General features: G+C 49.8%; 10 protein-coding genes and 7 pseudogenes. 7 read left to right on the plus strand and 10 right to left on the minus strand.

Annotated elements, in window-relative coordinates:
• Positions 1-60: 60 nt before the first annotated feature.
• The 3 pseudogenes from JZM30_RS03595 to JZM30_RS03605 all read left to right on the plus strand — a co-directional run.
• Positions 61-588 (plus strand): annotated as a pseudogene (locus tag JZM30_RS03595) (ATP-binding cassette domain-containing protein); the annotation flags it as partial.
• Positions 587-1,231 (plus strand): annotated as a pseudogene (gene araH, locus JZM30_RS03600) (L-arabinose ABC transporter permease AraH); the annotation flags it as partial. The pseudogenes JZM30_RS03595 and araH, both read left to right, overlap by 2 nt.
• 120 nt (positions 1,232-1,351) lie before the next feature.
• Positions 1,352-1,537, plus strand: a pseudogene (locus JZM30_RS03605) (arabinose operon transcriptional regulator AraC); the annotation flags it as partial.
• 267 nt (positions 1,538-1,804) lie between these two features.
• On the opposite strand, the gene JZM30_RS03610 reads toward JZM30_RS03605, so the two are convergent.
• The 4 genes and pseudogenes from JZM30_RS03610 to tus all read right to left on the minus strand — a co-directional run bounded on the left by JZM30_RS03610 (position 1,805) and on the right by tus (position 6,585).
• A complete protein-coding gene (locus JZM30_RS03610; RefSeq protein ID WP_252317592.1) occupies positions 1,805-2,614 on the minus strand; it encodes an arsenic resistance protein in 810 nt (269 codons plus the stop codon).
• Positions 2,615-2,682: 68 nt separating this feature from the next.
• Positions 2,683-4,239 carry a YdgA family protein gene (locus tag JZM30_RS03615; RefSeq protein WP_286673485.1) on the minus strand — a complete coding sequence of 519 codons (1,557 nt, stop codon included), beginning with the start codon at positions 4,237-4,239 and terminating at the stop codon, positions 2,683-2,685.
• A 59-nt stretch (positions 4,240-4,298) separates the two neighbouring features.
• Entirely contained in the window at positions 4,299-5,471 is a 1,173-nt protein-coding gene (manA, locus tag JZM30_RS03620; protein ID WP_252317594.1) for a mannose-6-phosphate isomerase, read from the minus strand.
• A gap of 215 nt (positions 5,472-5,686) precedes the next feature.
• Positions 5,687-6,585 (minus strand): annotated as a pseudogene (tus, locus tag JZM30_RS03625) (DNA replication terminus site-binding protein).
• Between the two features lie 234 nt (positions 6,586-6,819).
• On the opposite strand from tus, the pseudogene JZM30_RS03630 reads away from it, so the two are divergent.
• A pseudogene (locus JZM30_RS03630) lies at positions 6,820-7,250 on the plus strand (OsmC family protein); the annotation flags it as partial.
• A gap of 249 nt (positions 7,251-7,499) precedes the next feature.
• Here the strand turns inward: JZM30_RS03630 and JZM30_RS03635 are convergent.
• Positions 7,500-7,756 (minus strand): annotated as a pseudogene (locus JZM30_RS03635) (YjbD family protein).
• 181 nt (positions 7,757-7,937) lie between these two features.
• Here JZM30_RS03635 and JZM30_RS03640 point away from each other — a divergent pair.
• Entirely contained in the window at positions 7,938-8,744 is an 807-nt protein-coding gene (locus JZM30_RS03640; RefSeq protein WP_252317595.1) for a hypothetical protein, read from the plus strand.
• A gap of 1,107 nt (positions 8,745-9,851) precedes the next feature.
• Here the strand turns inward: JZM30_RS03640 and JZM30_RS03645 are convergent.
• Positions 9,852-10,199: a carbohydrate kinase family protein gene (locus JZM30_RS03645; protein WP_252317596.1), complete on the minus strand. Its 348-nt coding sequence runs from the start codon at positions 10,197-10,199 to the stop codon at positions 9,852-9,854.
• On the opposite strand from JZM30_RS03645, the gene JZM30_RS03650 reads away from it, so the two are divergent.
• Complete coding sequence (locus JZM30_RS03650) at positions 10,198-10,347, plus strand: hypothetical protein (RefSeq protein WP_252317597.1); 150 nt, start codon at positions 10,198-10,200, stop codon at positions 10,345-10,347. The genes JZM30_RS03645 and JZM30_RS03650 overlap by 2 nt on opposite strands.
• A gap of 21 nt (positions 10,348-10,368) precedes the next feature.
• A pseudogene (locus JZM30_RS03655) lies at positions 10,369-11,156 on the plus strand (inositol monophosphatase family protein).
• Between the two features lie 5 nt (positions 11,157-11,161).
• On the opposite strand, the gene JZM30_RS03660 reads toward JZM30_RS03655, so the two are convergent.
• The 4 genes from JZM30_RS03660 to JZM30_RS03675 form a co-directional block, all read right to left on the minus strand.
• Entirely contained in the window at positions 11,162-11,740 is a 579-nt protein-coding gene (locus JZM30_RS03660) for an AI-2E family transporter (RefSeq protein ID WP_252317598.1), read from the minus strand.
• On the minus strand, positions 11,728-12,198 hold the full coding sequence (locus JZM30_RS03665) for an AI-2E family transporter (RefSeq protein WP_252317599.1): 471 nt from the start codon (positions 12,196-12,198) through the stop codon (positions 11,728-11,730). The genes JZM30_RS03660 and JZM30_RS03665 overlap by 13 nt, the downstream gene beginning before the upstream one ends.
• Positions 12,199-12,333: 135 nt before the next feature.
• On the minus strand, positions 12,334-13,623 hold the full coding sequence (locus JZM30_RS03670) for a glycoside hydrolase family 10-like protein (RefSeq protein WP_252317600.1): 1,290 nt from the start codon (positions 13,621-13,623) through the stop codon (positions 12,334-12,336).
• Between the two features lie 41 nt (positions 13,624-13,664).
• Positions 13,665-14,543 (minus strand): N-acetylmuramoyl-L-alanine amidase, encoded by an 879-nt coding sequence (locus JZM30_RS03675; protein ID WP_252317601.1) that lies wholly within the window; start codon positions 14,541-14,543, stop codon positions 13,665-13,667.
• Positions 14,544-14,609 lie beyond the last annotated feature (66 nt).

Here is a 14,609-nt window from a genome sequence, read left to right on the forward strand (position 1 = left end):
TCAGCTCCTGTTGTTGCGTCATAGTGGGGGGTCTGGATCGCGCTTAAAAGTGCGTGTTGAATTGCCAAAGCGTTGGCCCGTAACGCCAAGATCATCGCCTTTTATGAGCCTACCAGTTCGCTGTCCGCGCATGAAATCGAGCAGTTGTTTCGCGTGATTCGTGAGCTACGCAGTGAAGGACGGGTGATCCCGTACGTATCGCACCGTATGGAAGAGATTTTTGCGCTGAGCGATGCCATCACTGTGTTTAAAGATGGCAAATATGTGCGCACGTTTGACGATACGGCGGCGGTGAATCACGAAATGCTGGTCCAGGCGATGGTCGGGCGCGATTTGGGCGATATCTACGGTTATGCCCCGCGCGAATTAGGACCGGAGCGTTTTACGCTGCGCGAGGTAAAAGCGCCAGGCGTGAAAAGTCCGATATCACTCAGCGTCAGGCAGGGCGAAATTGTTGGCCTGTTTGGGCTGGTGGGCGCCGGACGCAATGAACTGATGAAAGCGCTGTTCGGCGGTACGCGTGTCACCGGCGGTGATGTGCTGCTGGATGTCGAGCCACAGACGATTAAAACCCAGATGGATGCGATTATTCGGGTTACTGAACGGCTTTGTTATCGCACAGATCAAAATTAACGCCTTAATCACGACGCTTGCTACCATGCAGATTGCGCGCGGTTTGGCGTATATCATTTCAGATGGTAAGGCAGTAGGGATTGTCGATGAGCGTTTCTTTACTTTGGGTTATGCCAACTGGCTGGGGCTGCCTGCGCCGATTCGGATAACAGTAGTATACATGATTTTGTTTGGCCTGCTGCTCAATAAAACCACCTTTGGCCGTAATACCCTGGCGATTGGCGGCAATGAGGAGGCGGCACGTCTGGCCGGTGTCCCGGTGGTGCGCACCAAAATCATTATTTTTGCTTTGTCTGGGTTGGTATCGGCAGTCGCGGGGATCATTCTGGCATCACGTATGACCAGCGGGCAGCCCATGACCTCTATCGGCTATGAACTGATCGTAATCTCTGCCTGTGTGCTGGGCGGCGTCTCCTTGAAAGGGGGGATTGGCAAGATTTCTTACGTGGTGGCGGGGAGCCTGATCCTCGGTACGGTGGAAAATGCGATGAACCTGCTCAACATCTCGCCGTTTGCTCAGTATGTGGTGCGTGGTTTGATTTTGCTCTCAGCGGTCATTTTCGACCGTTACAAACAAATGGCGAAGAAAACTGTATAGCGTATAAGCAGTTAGGTTTTTATGGGCTACTCGCCTGAGAGGATGTCTGGTAGCAGTGACAATGTCACTTATTGCACTGCTACCTGGTTCTGTTTGCACCCAATGATTCCCGGAGGGCCGATGTACCAGCGTATGACGCATGAGTCGCAATCAAACCCATTGCTTCCAGGCTATTCTTTTAACGCTTATCTGGTGGCGGGTTTAACGCCCATTCTGGCTGACGGGCCGCTCTATTTCTTTATCGACCGCCCGGATGGGATGAAAGGCTATATTATTAACCTGACCATCAAAGGCCAAGGCCGGGTATCAAATCGAGGATCGTTTGTGCGCGAATATTGCCATCAAGGTGGCGGTGAATGTCTGTCAACGGGATTGAAGGATCGATCATAATGGCTTCTTTCGCGCAGCGCACCAAGGTGCGTTGAGCCGTTAAATTATTAAAGTACTGTTTAGTATAAACAATAGGGCAAATACCATTGCCGATTACACGAATGGGCGATTTCTGCCTGTTCTACGCACCAGGCGAGGAATCACTCGCACATAGCAGGATTCCGCGATCAGTTCGATCACGGTTTATGCAACCAAGATCGCCGGCAGTACCGGCATAGCGCCAGGGATCGATAAGGCCAGTGGCAGAATCACTAACGAATTACGTGTGGCGCAACTGAATGCCACGGCACGCCGGCTGGCGGTGTTCAAGCCAAACAAGCGTGCCGTAGACGCGCCAATACAAGGCGCTGCAACGGCAGCAAACAGTAGCGCCTGACGTACCGGGCCGATCGCCAGCTCTAATTGTGGCACGACAGATGCTACCACTAAAAAGATCACTACGGCCGTCGCGGGCACCGGTAACCAACCGGCAGCGTTAGCGATGCGTTGCACGATCAAAAAGCGCGATTGGATGTGTTGTAATAAACCAGCGCCGATAAGCGGCATCAAGGAACAGCGCCGATAAAGTGGTAGCAACAGCAGTTGCATTGCCAACAGCAGCGGGGTGCAGGCAAGCAAACGGGCGGCGTCACCGCGTCCGAGATGGCAGAAGGTCACAACGTAATCGATACAGGGCGCTAATAGCACCAGCAGAATGCCAAATTGCGCCAGGGGAACATCCGGCAGTAACTGGTGGGTAAGCAACAGTAATAGCGGAATCCCGATGAAATTGGCAGTCAGCAGCGCGCCAATAAAACGCAGATTGCGCAATCCATCAAGCAAGGTCACCAGAAGCACCTGCATAAAGGTCACGAACAGCATGATGGCTAACGCCGGGTTGATCAGGCTTACCCAACCATCTGTTTCAGAAAAAACCTGTGCTGCCAGCCAGGCTAGTGCCATTGCAGCAAAATAAAGTACGCTCTGGCGTGACTCGAGTGTGTGTTTATCCAACGCTATGACCATTCACTCAGTGGATTTGGGGGATTACCGCCTGCCATAGCGCACAGGCGGTACAGAGATTACTTCTCTTGCGGGGGGACAGCTGCCGGTGAGTCTTGAGCTTCTGGCTCGGCATCATCGCCTTCGTCACCTTCATCAGTAGGGATATCGATAAAGGGGGCAATAAACTCCGCCAGTGAGATTTTACGCCCGTTGAACTCAACCTGATTGTCCGCATAGTGCAGCGAACTGGTGATGGCGTCATCTTTGGTGACGGTGATTTGGTTCATTTCGCCTACGCCAGCCAGCATTTTCACTTGCTCTTGCACACTGGCAATCAGTTGCTGATGTTCCTGATCCGATTGTGCCTGTCCTCCGGCCTGAACGATACCTTCCGCCAGCATCGCCATTGGCGCGTTCAACGTCACATCCAGTTGTTTAACCGCACGACGGATCACGCCTTCTTCATCGCTTTGTGCCGGCGGTGTTAACGCTGTAGATTGTGCCGGATTACTCAAATTGAGCGAGGCGTTGAGCGTGCTCTCACCTTTGGCATTTTTCCAGCTCAAGGGGGCGATGGTAAAGTTCGGGTTGCCTTTCAGCAGACTGGGCAGCGCATTGCGTAATGATTGCCCCAGTTCATACTGAAAACGCAGTGGGTCCATGGCAGACGGCGACTCCAAGAATGACGCACTCAACGTCTTATAGGTTTTGGCGAACTGCTGCGTCGCTTCACCATAGAGTTGGTTTTGGTTAAAGCTGAAAGTAAACTTCATGCTACCTAGATCGCGATCTTTGAGCAGCAGTGCGTCTAATGACAACGTTATCGCGCCAGCGATGTTTTTGTCGTCTTCGCTCATGGTGCTTTTGATCACGAAGTTATTCAGCGTGACATGGTCACTTGTTGGTGGTGTCACTTTCATTGATTTCAGGGTGACGCTACAATCGCCGAGATCCAGATTAAACTTGCCGCGGTGATTGTTCGCTTCCAACCCAAGGCCTTCGAGAACGATAGTCTCTTTGCCGCCTTCGTAGTTGGTGGTTTCTGATAAAAAGTGAGAAACCGTGCCTGAAATTCGGCTGCTACGTAGATCGTGAGCAAGGTCTAACGCAATATCAGTGCCGCTGAAGGCAAATTTGGTGCCTTCAATGTCAATATCGAGTGGGCGCAGAGAGATAACTGAAGCGGTATCTCCATTGAATGCCACGCGCGTTTCTGCGCTGAAGAACTGTTGGTTCTGAAGTACATCAAACAGTTCTTTGGTCGCTTCGGTGTTAGCCAGTTCGCTGTGAATATGCGCCATGCTGGGACGTAAATTCATTTTTTTCAGTAGTGCGAGCGGAAGTGACCCGTGTGAAACGGTTTCGTTGAGCACTATTTCGTTTTTGGGGGCTAACGGACGCGTTTCTGATGCAGAACCATCTGGCTGCAATACCAGTGAAAACGTGCTGCTGAACACCCCTCCCTGATAATCACGATACACCAGCTTGAAACCTGAATTCGGATAGGTTTCCTGCAACTGCTTGTTAAATTCAGCAGTAACCGTATCGATATTTTGTGCTAATTGCTTGCCCGTATACCATGACGCACCTGTCCACACGGCGCCCAGCGCTACAATAACTCCGACGGCAACCAGAGACTTCTTCGTAGTGTGACTCCTTTTCTAAGTAAGCATCCCTTAAGGGGAGAAAGTGTCTAACCATTATACACGCGTGCCAGTCGTCCACTTCCCTCTACGATGACGGGAGACTCTGACGCACGCAAAAAGCAGGATTCGCCGGGGCGAAGCGTAAACCGCTGACTATTTTTCATCAATGTGGCCTTTCCATCGATACAAAAGACAACGGCTGCGCTCTGTTGGTTCAGCGTTTGTGGCTGATCCTTCAGATGATGCAGGGAAAAGGCAAAATCGGCGACAGGTACGGGAAAATAGCAGGTTTCACCGTCTTCAATCGGCTGAGTTAACAACTGGTTTGCCGGTTTGGGGATAAATTTCACATTCGCCAGCAGTTCAGGAATGTCGATATATTTAGGGGTGAGTCCAGCCCGTAGTACGTTATCCGAATTTGCCATCACCTCCAGCGCTACACCGTTAAGGTAAGCATGCGGGGTTTCCGCATAAAGAAACATCGCTTGCCCCGGTTGCAGCGTGATGACGTTGAGCAACAGCGGAGAAAACAGTCCGCTATCGTTAGGGTATTCCTGAATGATGTTGCGCAGTGTCGCCCATGGTTCACCCTGCTGTGAGGTGAGTGCTGCTTTTAACACCGCCAGGGCGCGATCTTTAATCTCTGCGCGCATACTCAATAAATTGGCAAACAGCATCGACAGATTTTTGTCATCTGGCTGCTGCAAATAGGCAGTGATGGACGGGTGTGCGCCGGCTACGGGCTGCAATAGCGCCACAATATCGTCGTGTTCACGAAAACCGTTCATCGCTTGAAAGGGCGTTAAGGCAAACACCAGCTCTGGCTTGTGGTTGGCATCTTTATAGTTGCGATGGGGCGCATAGAGCGGGATTGCGAGTCTGTTCTCTTTGGCAAAACCTTGCTCAGTGGCGGGTTTGCTTGGGTGAACCTGAATGGAGAGCGGTTGTGCCGCGCAGAGGACTTTAAACAGAAAAGGCAGCTCACCAAACTGTGCCGCGATCGCCGCACCCAATGTCTCCACTGGCGCATCGTTGATGACGTCACGTAAACGCTTCTCCTGGCCCTGCTCATTGACCAACCACGAACTGCTTTTGGGATGCGCCCCCATCCAAAGCTCTGCCATTGGTAAATTGTCTTTATTCTCAATGCCGTAGAGTTCTGTTAATGCTGTTGTGCTTCCCCAGGCGTAGTGCTGGATGCTATTGCGCATTTTTTGCATGTTCACACTCGATTGTTATATAATTTGTTAATATATGTGACTGTAGAGGTTGATAAATGCATTGAATATGAATACACTGCCTTTGCTTGCAGGATGGTGCTTGATGTGCATGTTAATGTTTTCTCAATCGCGATGCCAGACAAGGCCATGATCCCCGTCCTTTTTAGGAATGCAAGATATGGTGGGTAGCCTGCATATCGGATAAGGGCAGAGCCTTACGCGCTTTCATCCAGATAGAGGTGAAGGCGCGGAATCAGCAGCCGCAGCGCTTTCGCTTTCGGCCTGAATTTGGGTTGCGCGCTGTCGGCAAGGTAGTTTCCCAGCTCACCAATGACTGGAATGCGTGACGGATCGCGGCACAGCACTAATAAAGGTGACGGGCAGGGGTGTTGCACCTGTTTTTGCGCGTCTTGATACCAAACCCGGGCGATCGGCTGTACTTTCACCGGTCGTTTAATCTTCAACACAGCGTCTTGCGGCAGTTTTTTAATATCAATAAGTTCCTGGGTGACCCGAGCGTGCCACGTGGCTTTTTCTGTGGGAGAAATTCCGCGGGTTGCCTGAAGGCTTTTCTCCAGTTTTTCTAATACCGCCGCGCGCGTCAACGTATTCACCACATGCTTATTGGCCCAGCCAAAGCGCACTGTGTCGGGTTCGGTTAACAGGGTGAGTGAGCGATAAGCACTCAGTGTGATCAATCCGGACAGGTGGGCGTGTACGAATTCAAACCGTTGCTCGGTAGCCAAACCGGATTCACGGGTAATCAACTGCTCCAGCATGGCTTTCAAGGTGTTAATCGCCTCGATGGCTTGTCGGATATACTCGTATTCAGCCTCCGTCACCATAAAACACAGCGCACCGGGTAAGCGAATAGCCGCTTTGCTACTTACCGTCTCAGCATAATGATGGATAAATAAACGCTGAAAATGCGCCAGACCCGCCTCACAGGCCGCTTCGCCTTGTAACATCGTGACTGGTATCTGGGTTATGGGATCGTGCTCACACGTGCGTTGAGCAGCGTAAGCGAGGCCAAACGCTGGCGAAATTCTGCAATCTGCTGTTCCAGTGAGGAAAAGGTGTCGTGAAGGGCAGCAATCAATTGATAGTGGTTCATAGCACCCCAGGCATAATAGGTTATTTTAGTTACAACATACTTATAATGTATCAAGACTATTCATGGTCAGCAATGGTGCTATCGAACGGGCCTACTAGCGAAGAGAGGGGAAATTTGCCGATATTCAGAGAATCGCGCCCATAATATTTCAACAAGTCACGCGGTAAATTACTGGACTGTAACTACGCTAAGGATGCATCGTAGTTTTTCTAAAAACCACCAGAGATAACCACTATGTCACACCGTGAGCATCATTATCAGGTCCATATTGAATGGATTGTGGCAACAAAGGTTGCGGAACGGAGTCCTATAAAGCCTACAGTCGTGATTATGAAATATCAGCGAGTAATAAACAGGTCATCGCCGGTTCATATGATCCCGCTTTTTTGGGTGATGCCACACGCTGGAATCCAGAAGATTTGCTTGTCGCTTCAGCATCGGCATGCCATAAACTCTGGTACCTGCATCTGTGTGCCGAGGCTGGCATATCGGTTTGCACTTATCGGGACAGCGCTGAGGGCACGATGGTAGAAGGTAAAAAAGGGGCGTTCACGCAGATTGTGCTTAAACCTGAAATTACGCTGCGTCCCGGCGATGACCTGGAACGTGCTCATGCGTTGCATCATCAGGCGCATGAACTTTGTTTCATCGCCAATTCACTTAATGTAAGGCGCGGTGCGCTGTCTGAAACATTTGCAAATCTGTCTCGAAGTTCTCTGACGCTCATTTCTGCCATCGTTATTGCCACTCCGCTGGTCTTACAGCTTTCTGGACTTGTGCGTGACTTCGCCGTGACGATCGAAAGCCAGACCATTCATTTTGGCATTGCGGTTAAGACGCCGACGACAACAATCCAATACTCGTACAATTTCATCCGTTATAATCTTCGATAAATACCCTACATAACAACGGGCCTAACGGCGTCCCCGCACATGGGTATTGGCAGACCATTCATAGGTGGCATTAGCATCAGGTTTGAATTTATTTTTCTTCTGTTCTGCGCGAGCCCCGCCTCACGTTCTTTCATCAGCTTATCGATATAGTCGTCTTTAATACGGTTATTCTCTGCGTTGGTTAACGTGCGACCTCGTTTTTTCCTTTCCTGATCCAGCAGTGTTTTGAGCTGTCGCTGTTCACTCTCTGTCATGTCTTTCTGTGTCAGTCTGGGCATAGGAAGGCATCTCGTTGTGGGTTAGAAAATCCATTGTAGAGCAAATTCGCTAATTTTACATTGGTTTCAATGCCAGTGAACGTCAACTGCTTATATATATGGCCTGGCCGTTATTTTGCTTCAGATTATAACCAGTGAATGTATCACCAGGAAAAAATGAAAGGACTCTTATGAAGAAACTTTGGGTATTAATGGTTACCACAACGTTGAATGTTTTTTACCTACTAATGCCCAAGGCACTCTATCAACAATACCGCCACGGATGGATGGTATCGACAAGTTTTATGTATCAAGCGCCCGAACTGGGATTATTCCGGCAAACAGACTGGTTGTTTATTATGGTAATTTTAACTCTCGTAGGATGGGAATCCTGGGTGAATATCCTGCCCTTGAACTGTGGAAAAAATTAACCGCTGAAGCGCAGGAATGGGAAAAGGCAGACCCATCAAAGCCCGTCATTCCAGGATTAGAGTATATTGCTACCGTAGCAAGCAACCAGCCTGGACGAGATGGGTTCTATCGTAACCGTATGAGTAACATGCAAATAGATAAAGCCCTGTCTGTGGTGAGGATGACACCAGGTGCAGTTCTGATTCTGGACGTTCAGCCTGGGCTGAGCGATTTACACCGTGAGATATCCCGCCTTGAGCCTTTTCTTACTCAACCGGATGTGCATCTAGGCATAGACCCTGAATTTATCATGATGGGAAAAGCCATTCCGGGGGCCCGAATTAGAACAATTAACGACAAGGATATCAACAGAGTCGTTGATTATCTTTCAACATTGGTTGTGAAAAATAATCTGCCACCAAAAGTGTTAGTGGTTCACCGTTCTACTAAAAAGATGGTGACGGGGTTTGATAAAGTAAAATCAGATCCTAACGTGCAGGTAATATTGAGCATGGACGGGTGGGGAACTCCTGAAACCAAAATGGCAACCTATGAAAAAGTCGTCTCTGCTGAACACGGCGTGTTGTATCCGGATTAGAAAACCGCCACACAGGCTGTTATCCAAGGCTGAAGTACTGAGTTTGCAGCCTCAGCCAATATATATCAATATCAGTAGTTGAGATGTGTTTGATGAATGTGGCGACCACAGAAAACCAGACGGGGAGCGGAGATAGGGACGCTTAGTTAGCGGTTGTTCTGTACATGTTGTATCTTAATATTCGATTTAACATAATATACATTATGCGCACCCGTGCGCCAATAGCCTAATCTGCGCCGTCATCGCCACCAAAGCCCCTGAACGGCATTGCTGGCACGTTCTTTTGTCTTCGACCTTCAAATGTACTGAGTTACTGTTATGGTTATAAAACAAACCCTGTTTTGCAGGACTGGGCGACCAGTCAACGGAGCGATGGAAAACTCCGAGCCTTCCATGCGCGATGCACATCCACCAACACTGACGAACGCCAAGAAATTCATTTAGTAGTTGGCACATCGACGCTTTTTATAACGCCGCATCATAACGTAGCATGATAAGTATAACGCCTATTTTGTTAACGAAATTAGAACCATTATATTCTCAATGCTTTCGCTTGCGATTGATAGGATCGTTTCAATCCGCCCTACTCCGCAGTGAGTATTAGATTCATTAATTTTCTGATTTGTTCAATACCGTTAGGGAAAATTAGCGCGTTCATCAAAAATCAGATTAAATCCTTCGTTAAGTTAATAGTAAATAAGCCATCATTTTTTCATAGATTGGAAAAAGTCTCTTCCTGCATGTTTATTGCCTATCGGTTTATTTTATCAGTATGGATTCTACTATAATTCTTAGCCGAGTCATAAATGTAACATTTTTTAATATTGAATTGCTGCCACAATATCTTGGCGCATTACATTAATACACCGTTGTCTTTACACGGTTGGGATTGCTTTTGTTTGCGGAGTTGTTAATGAAATTAAAACTTGCTGGCGTAACCATTCGATCAGCTTCATCTCAACGATAATGTGAGTCCGGTAGCCAGCGGTAAAACCTGATCGCGATAGCGGGCATTTATTTCGGCATTGACATAGTAACCGCAGTCAGTATCCCCCATCACCGGATCGAGAATGATGTGAATATCCGGTCAAGAGGCGCGCACCTGTTTTAGCCAGGCAACCAACGGCGGCACCAGTGTGACCGTGCCAATATAGCCAATGACGATAGCTCGCGCATGTGCCAATGCCCCCGTTCCAGTAGACCTTGCAGAAAACCTTCAAACCATTCGACCGGAATTTTTCCGCCATAACAGCTAGGATAATGGGGCATGTTGCTGAGAATGACCGTTGGCACCAATGCAACGCGCAACCCATGTTGCGACAACGCCGGTACCGCGATACTGTTCCCTACGCAACCATAAACCACCTGTGATTGAATGGAGATCACATCATAGTTTGCAGGTCCGGAATGAAAATGAGCGTTTTCCGGGTCGGGCGTGATGGGGACGTACTGCATGTTATTCCTTTATCTGGATGATAACGTTATCGTTAACATCCGTAGTGAAGACCATCATGTTCGTGGTGTCAGGATAGCGCAAACGCGTGAACGTGAATACCGCCAGAAGAGCGCGTTGCTGAATAAGCAGCGGCATTGCCGATACTAGAACCGCATTAGAAGGGACATCATCGTGCATAACTTACCTGATATTGCTTTTTTTCACACGCTCGCCGATGCCGCAGCCGAGCAGACCATCCCTCGCTATCGTTCAGCGCAAAATCTTCATATTGGTAATAAGCCAAAGGAAGGTTTTTGCTTTGACCCAGTGACCGATGCCGATCGATAAGCGGAGCGTGCCATTCGCACACTGATTAGCGCGTACTACCCTGAACATGCGATTTTAGGCGAGGAATTTGGCGCTGTTGGCGATGGAGAAACCCAATGGATATTGGACCCGGTTGACGGAATCAGGCCCTTTCTGTGCGGCATTCCCGTGTGGGTAACGCTGATGGGCTTGTTACATCGCGGGCGCGCCGTTATGGGGATGATGAGCCAGCCTTTTACGCAAGAACGCTTCTGGGCCGATGGGATTCAATCTTGGTATCGGGGCCCCTACGGTGAGCATGCGTTGCAAACGCGTAAAAATCTATCGTTGGCGCAAGCTATCCACACCACCTCCCCCGAGCCTGTTCCACGTCACCCTGGCGTCCATTTTCATTCTCTGACACAGCACACTCTGATGACCCGTTATGGCGGAGAGTGCTATGCCATGGCCATGCTGGCCGCCGGCCACATCGATATCAGCGTGGAATATGGCCTGCAACCTTATGACATCGCCGCGCTGATCCCGATTATTGAGCAGGCGGGCGGCATCGTGACTACCCTTGATGGCGGACGTCCTGAAAGCGGTGGGATATTGTTGCTTCAGGCGATCCGCAGCTTCACCAACAAGCATTAACCATACTCAATGGTTGACCGCGTTAGTGCTCCTTTCCTCCTTCCAGCAGGCGTGCCCAGCGCGCGCCACCATCAACCTGTTCAACAATCAGTTTCAGGGTCATGGTCAACGGCACGGCCAATAAAATGCCAATCAGTCCCAACAATCCCTGCCACACCAGCAGTGAAATCAAGACCACACTGGTGGCAATGTTCAGTTTCCGGCCACACAGGTACTGGTCCACAATCCAGCCCAATATCAGATTGATGACCAGAAATGCCGCTAGTGCCGCCATACCGGTACTCATGCCGTTAAAGGCAAATGCCTGAATGATAGGCGGTACTGCCGCCAGAATAGATCCCAACACGGGAATAAAATTCAGCAGAAAGGCTAACACAGCCCAAATAAAAGCGAATTTCACCTGCAAGATGGTTAACAGCACCCAGATCGCTACGCCGTTTAACACGCTAATCAGCGTTTTAAGCATCAGATACTGCGTCACGCTGTCAATGCCGCGGCGAACAGCTTTCATGCCAGAGGACTCCGCGCGAAACAACCGCTGGATTTTCTCTACTAATACCGGCACCTCAATCAGCATGAAAATAACGGTCAGAAACACCACCAGTGCCGATGAAAAAAACTGGATACGTGGCTGAGCACGCGGGTGATCAGCCCAAGAAATTGCCCATGGTCAATCAGCGACATCGCCGCTTCCGGCGATAGCGTTAGCCCCAATTCCTGCAACGGTGCCATACCGACGGTAAGCTGACGCGTCAGCAGACTGCGCATTTGCAAGCTCATTTGATTTAACTCAGGCAATGCCGCCACCATCCTGAGCAGGACGTAAACCAGCAGCATAAACAATACGCCGCCCAGCAACACCACAATCAGAGAGCGCAGTAAGCGTGTACGACACAATAACGCCACTACCGGCTCAAGCACGATAGCCAAAAACAGGGAGAGCAGGATGATGGAGAGGATGGATGCCGCCAGATGGATCCCCATCATGACGATAGCTAATGCGGCTAACAGCAACATGCGGTTCAGCAACATATCATCGGAAAATACAGGTGTTTTCATGGTGGCCTGCTTAGGGTTAACACGACGTTTAAATCCTGCCGCACGCGATAAAATCCATTTTTGCAAATGTGCGTCGGACAGTCTGTTCTACAACAGAAAATATAGCGGCTTTTCGCCGCAACGTCGTTTTTACCGCTATTTACTCCAGTGCTTTCTGAGGTAATCCACCGCCGGTACGGTTTGAGGTTGATGAATAAATCCCTCACGAAAGAGCACGCTACCTTTCACTTCCGGCAGTGCTTCATTGAGCGCCAACTGCCGCCGCAGTTCAGGCACGCCACCATCCCGCGCCCAATTAGGCTCCTTTTGTGAAGGTACACCGACTTTATACAGTGCGATACCAATGTAGAGGCGCGTTTTTGTTGGCCTTACCACATCTGCCCACCATTTTACCAGTGTGTCATAACGGACGATTTCTCGTGAAAAAGGCCAGTAGATTTGCGGGATGATATAGTCAATCAAGCCACGTTCTACCCACAACCTAGTGTCTGCATAAGAGATGTCATAGGCCGCACCACCGCGCGTATCCGAACCACGAGCGTCATTCTCCGCATTGCGCCACACGCCAGACGGACTGACGCCAAACTCAACCTGCGGTTTGACCGCTTTGATTGCCATCGATACTTGCTCAATCAATAGCAACGTATTATTGCGCCGCCAGTCCCCTTTGACGACAAATCCCTGTCCATACTGCCTATAGGTAGCATCGTCTTGCAAACGGGACGCTGGGGTTTCGTAGTAGAAGTAATCGTCAAAATGGATACCATCCACGGCGTAGTTGTTAATCAGTTCCACCACCACATTGGTGATCCACTGACGCACCTCTGGGATACCGGGATCCAACACAAACCGATCGCTCGCCGTACGTATCCATTCTGGGTGTAACGCATAGACGCTAGAGGGCGACGCACTAAGAGTGCAGCGCAGCGCGGCCACGGTTTTCGGCTGGGTATTGCTGGTCACACGGTAGGGATTGAGCCAAGCGTGAATGCGCAATCCACGCTTATGCCCTTCAGCCAACATGAAGGCCAAAGGATCGTACCCGGGATCTTTGCCCACCACGCCGGTTAATACATCAGACCACGGCAGTAACGCCGAGCGGTATAGCGCTGTGCCGTCCGGCTTTACCTGAAAAAAGACCGTGTTAACGCCCAGGCTAACCAGATTGTCCAGCTTGTCGATCAGCGCCTGTTTTTGTAACGCAATGCGGTGTTCATCTGACGGCTCATAACTTAACGCAGGCGTCGGCCAGTCAAGGCCAGAAAGCGTGGTTAGCCAAACACCTTTGACGTTCTCCGGCATAGCCGGAGAAACGTGGGCGGGAGCCTCAACCACAGCGGGATGGATGATTTTCCCCTTACTACTGCACCCCAGCACTCCACACACCAAACACAGCAGAAAAAAGCAACGTCGATAATTCAGCATGTTTGAGCAATTCCTTGGCAGTAGAAAGGGTAGTCACGGATTCAGGTTCGGTATTTTTCCACCAGCGCTTTGGCAATCGCCTCCGTTTGTGCATCGGCATTACCTTCAATATCCGATGGGCGGAAGTGCATTTGAAACGCGCTAATGGTCAAACGTGTTTCTTTATCCAACTCACCGTTTTGCGGAATTTTATCATAGCCATACTGATGTAATGCTTTCTGAAGCGTCAACACATCCGTCAGCGCACTCGGCTGCCGTCCGGCTAGATACCTGTTCACCGTTGCATCATCAGGCCAAGCACCGACGCCCATCTCTGCAAACCGTTTCCAGGGGAACAGTTTTCCAGGGTCCTGTTTGCGCAGCGGTGCAATATCGCTGTGCGCCAGAACATTATCAGGCGTGATGTTGTTACGCTTGATAATGTCTTTGGTCAGCGCAGCAAGCGCGGTAATTTGCGTTTCATTGTAAGGATACCAGGTACGAACGCCAAGCATGTTATCGGTAAAGCCGAGGTTAACAATCTCAATGCCCACCGAAGAGTCATTGAGATTTACCCGGCCATTCCAATTACTGACACCCGCATGCCAGGCTCTCATATCTTCTGGCACCAGTTGCATCACTACGGGTTTTTTATCCCGCAGCGGTGGATTTTTCGCAACCAGATAATGCGCGCTGACTTGCCCCTGGGTTAACACCTCTAGCGAACGCGCATCATTCAGCGCGGTGTAATGTAAAATCAGAAATCGGACACGCTCATTCTGGCCTTTAGCCGGATGAGTGGTATCCACGATGTAATCGCCGCGATCGACTAACGTTGAGCGCGGCGTAGAACATCCGGCCACAATCAATGCCAGTAACCACACGGTGAGCAATTTCAGCCCATGTGGACGAGTGGTTGACGAAACTGAATTGAATATCATAGAAAAATTCACCTCCTTGGCGATCATTAACAGCAACAAACATTACAATAAGCAATTAAACAGGCA

Source organism: Candidatus Symbiopectobacterium endolongispinus (genome assembly GCF_018777385.1).
Taxonomy (GTDB): Bacteria; Pseudomonadota; Gammaproteobacteria; order Enterobacterales; family Enterobacteriaceae; genus Symbiopectobacterium; species Symbiopectobacterium endolongispinus.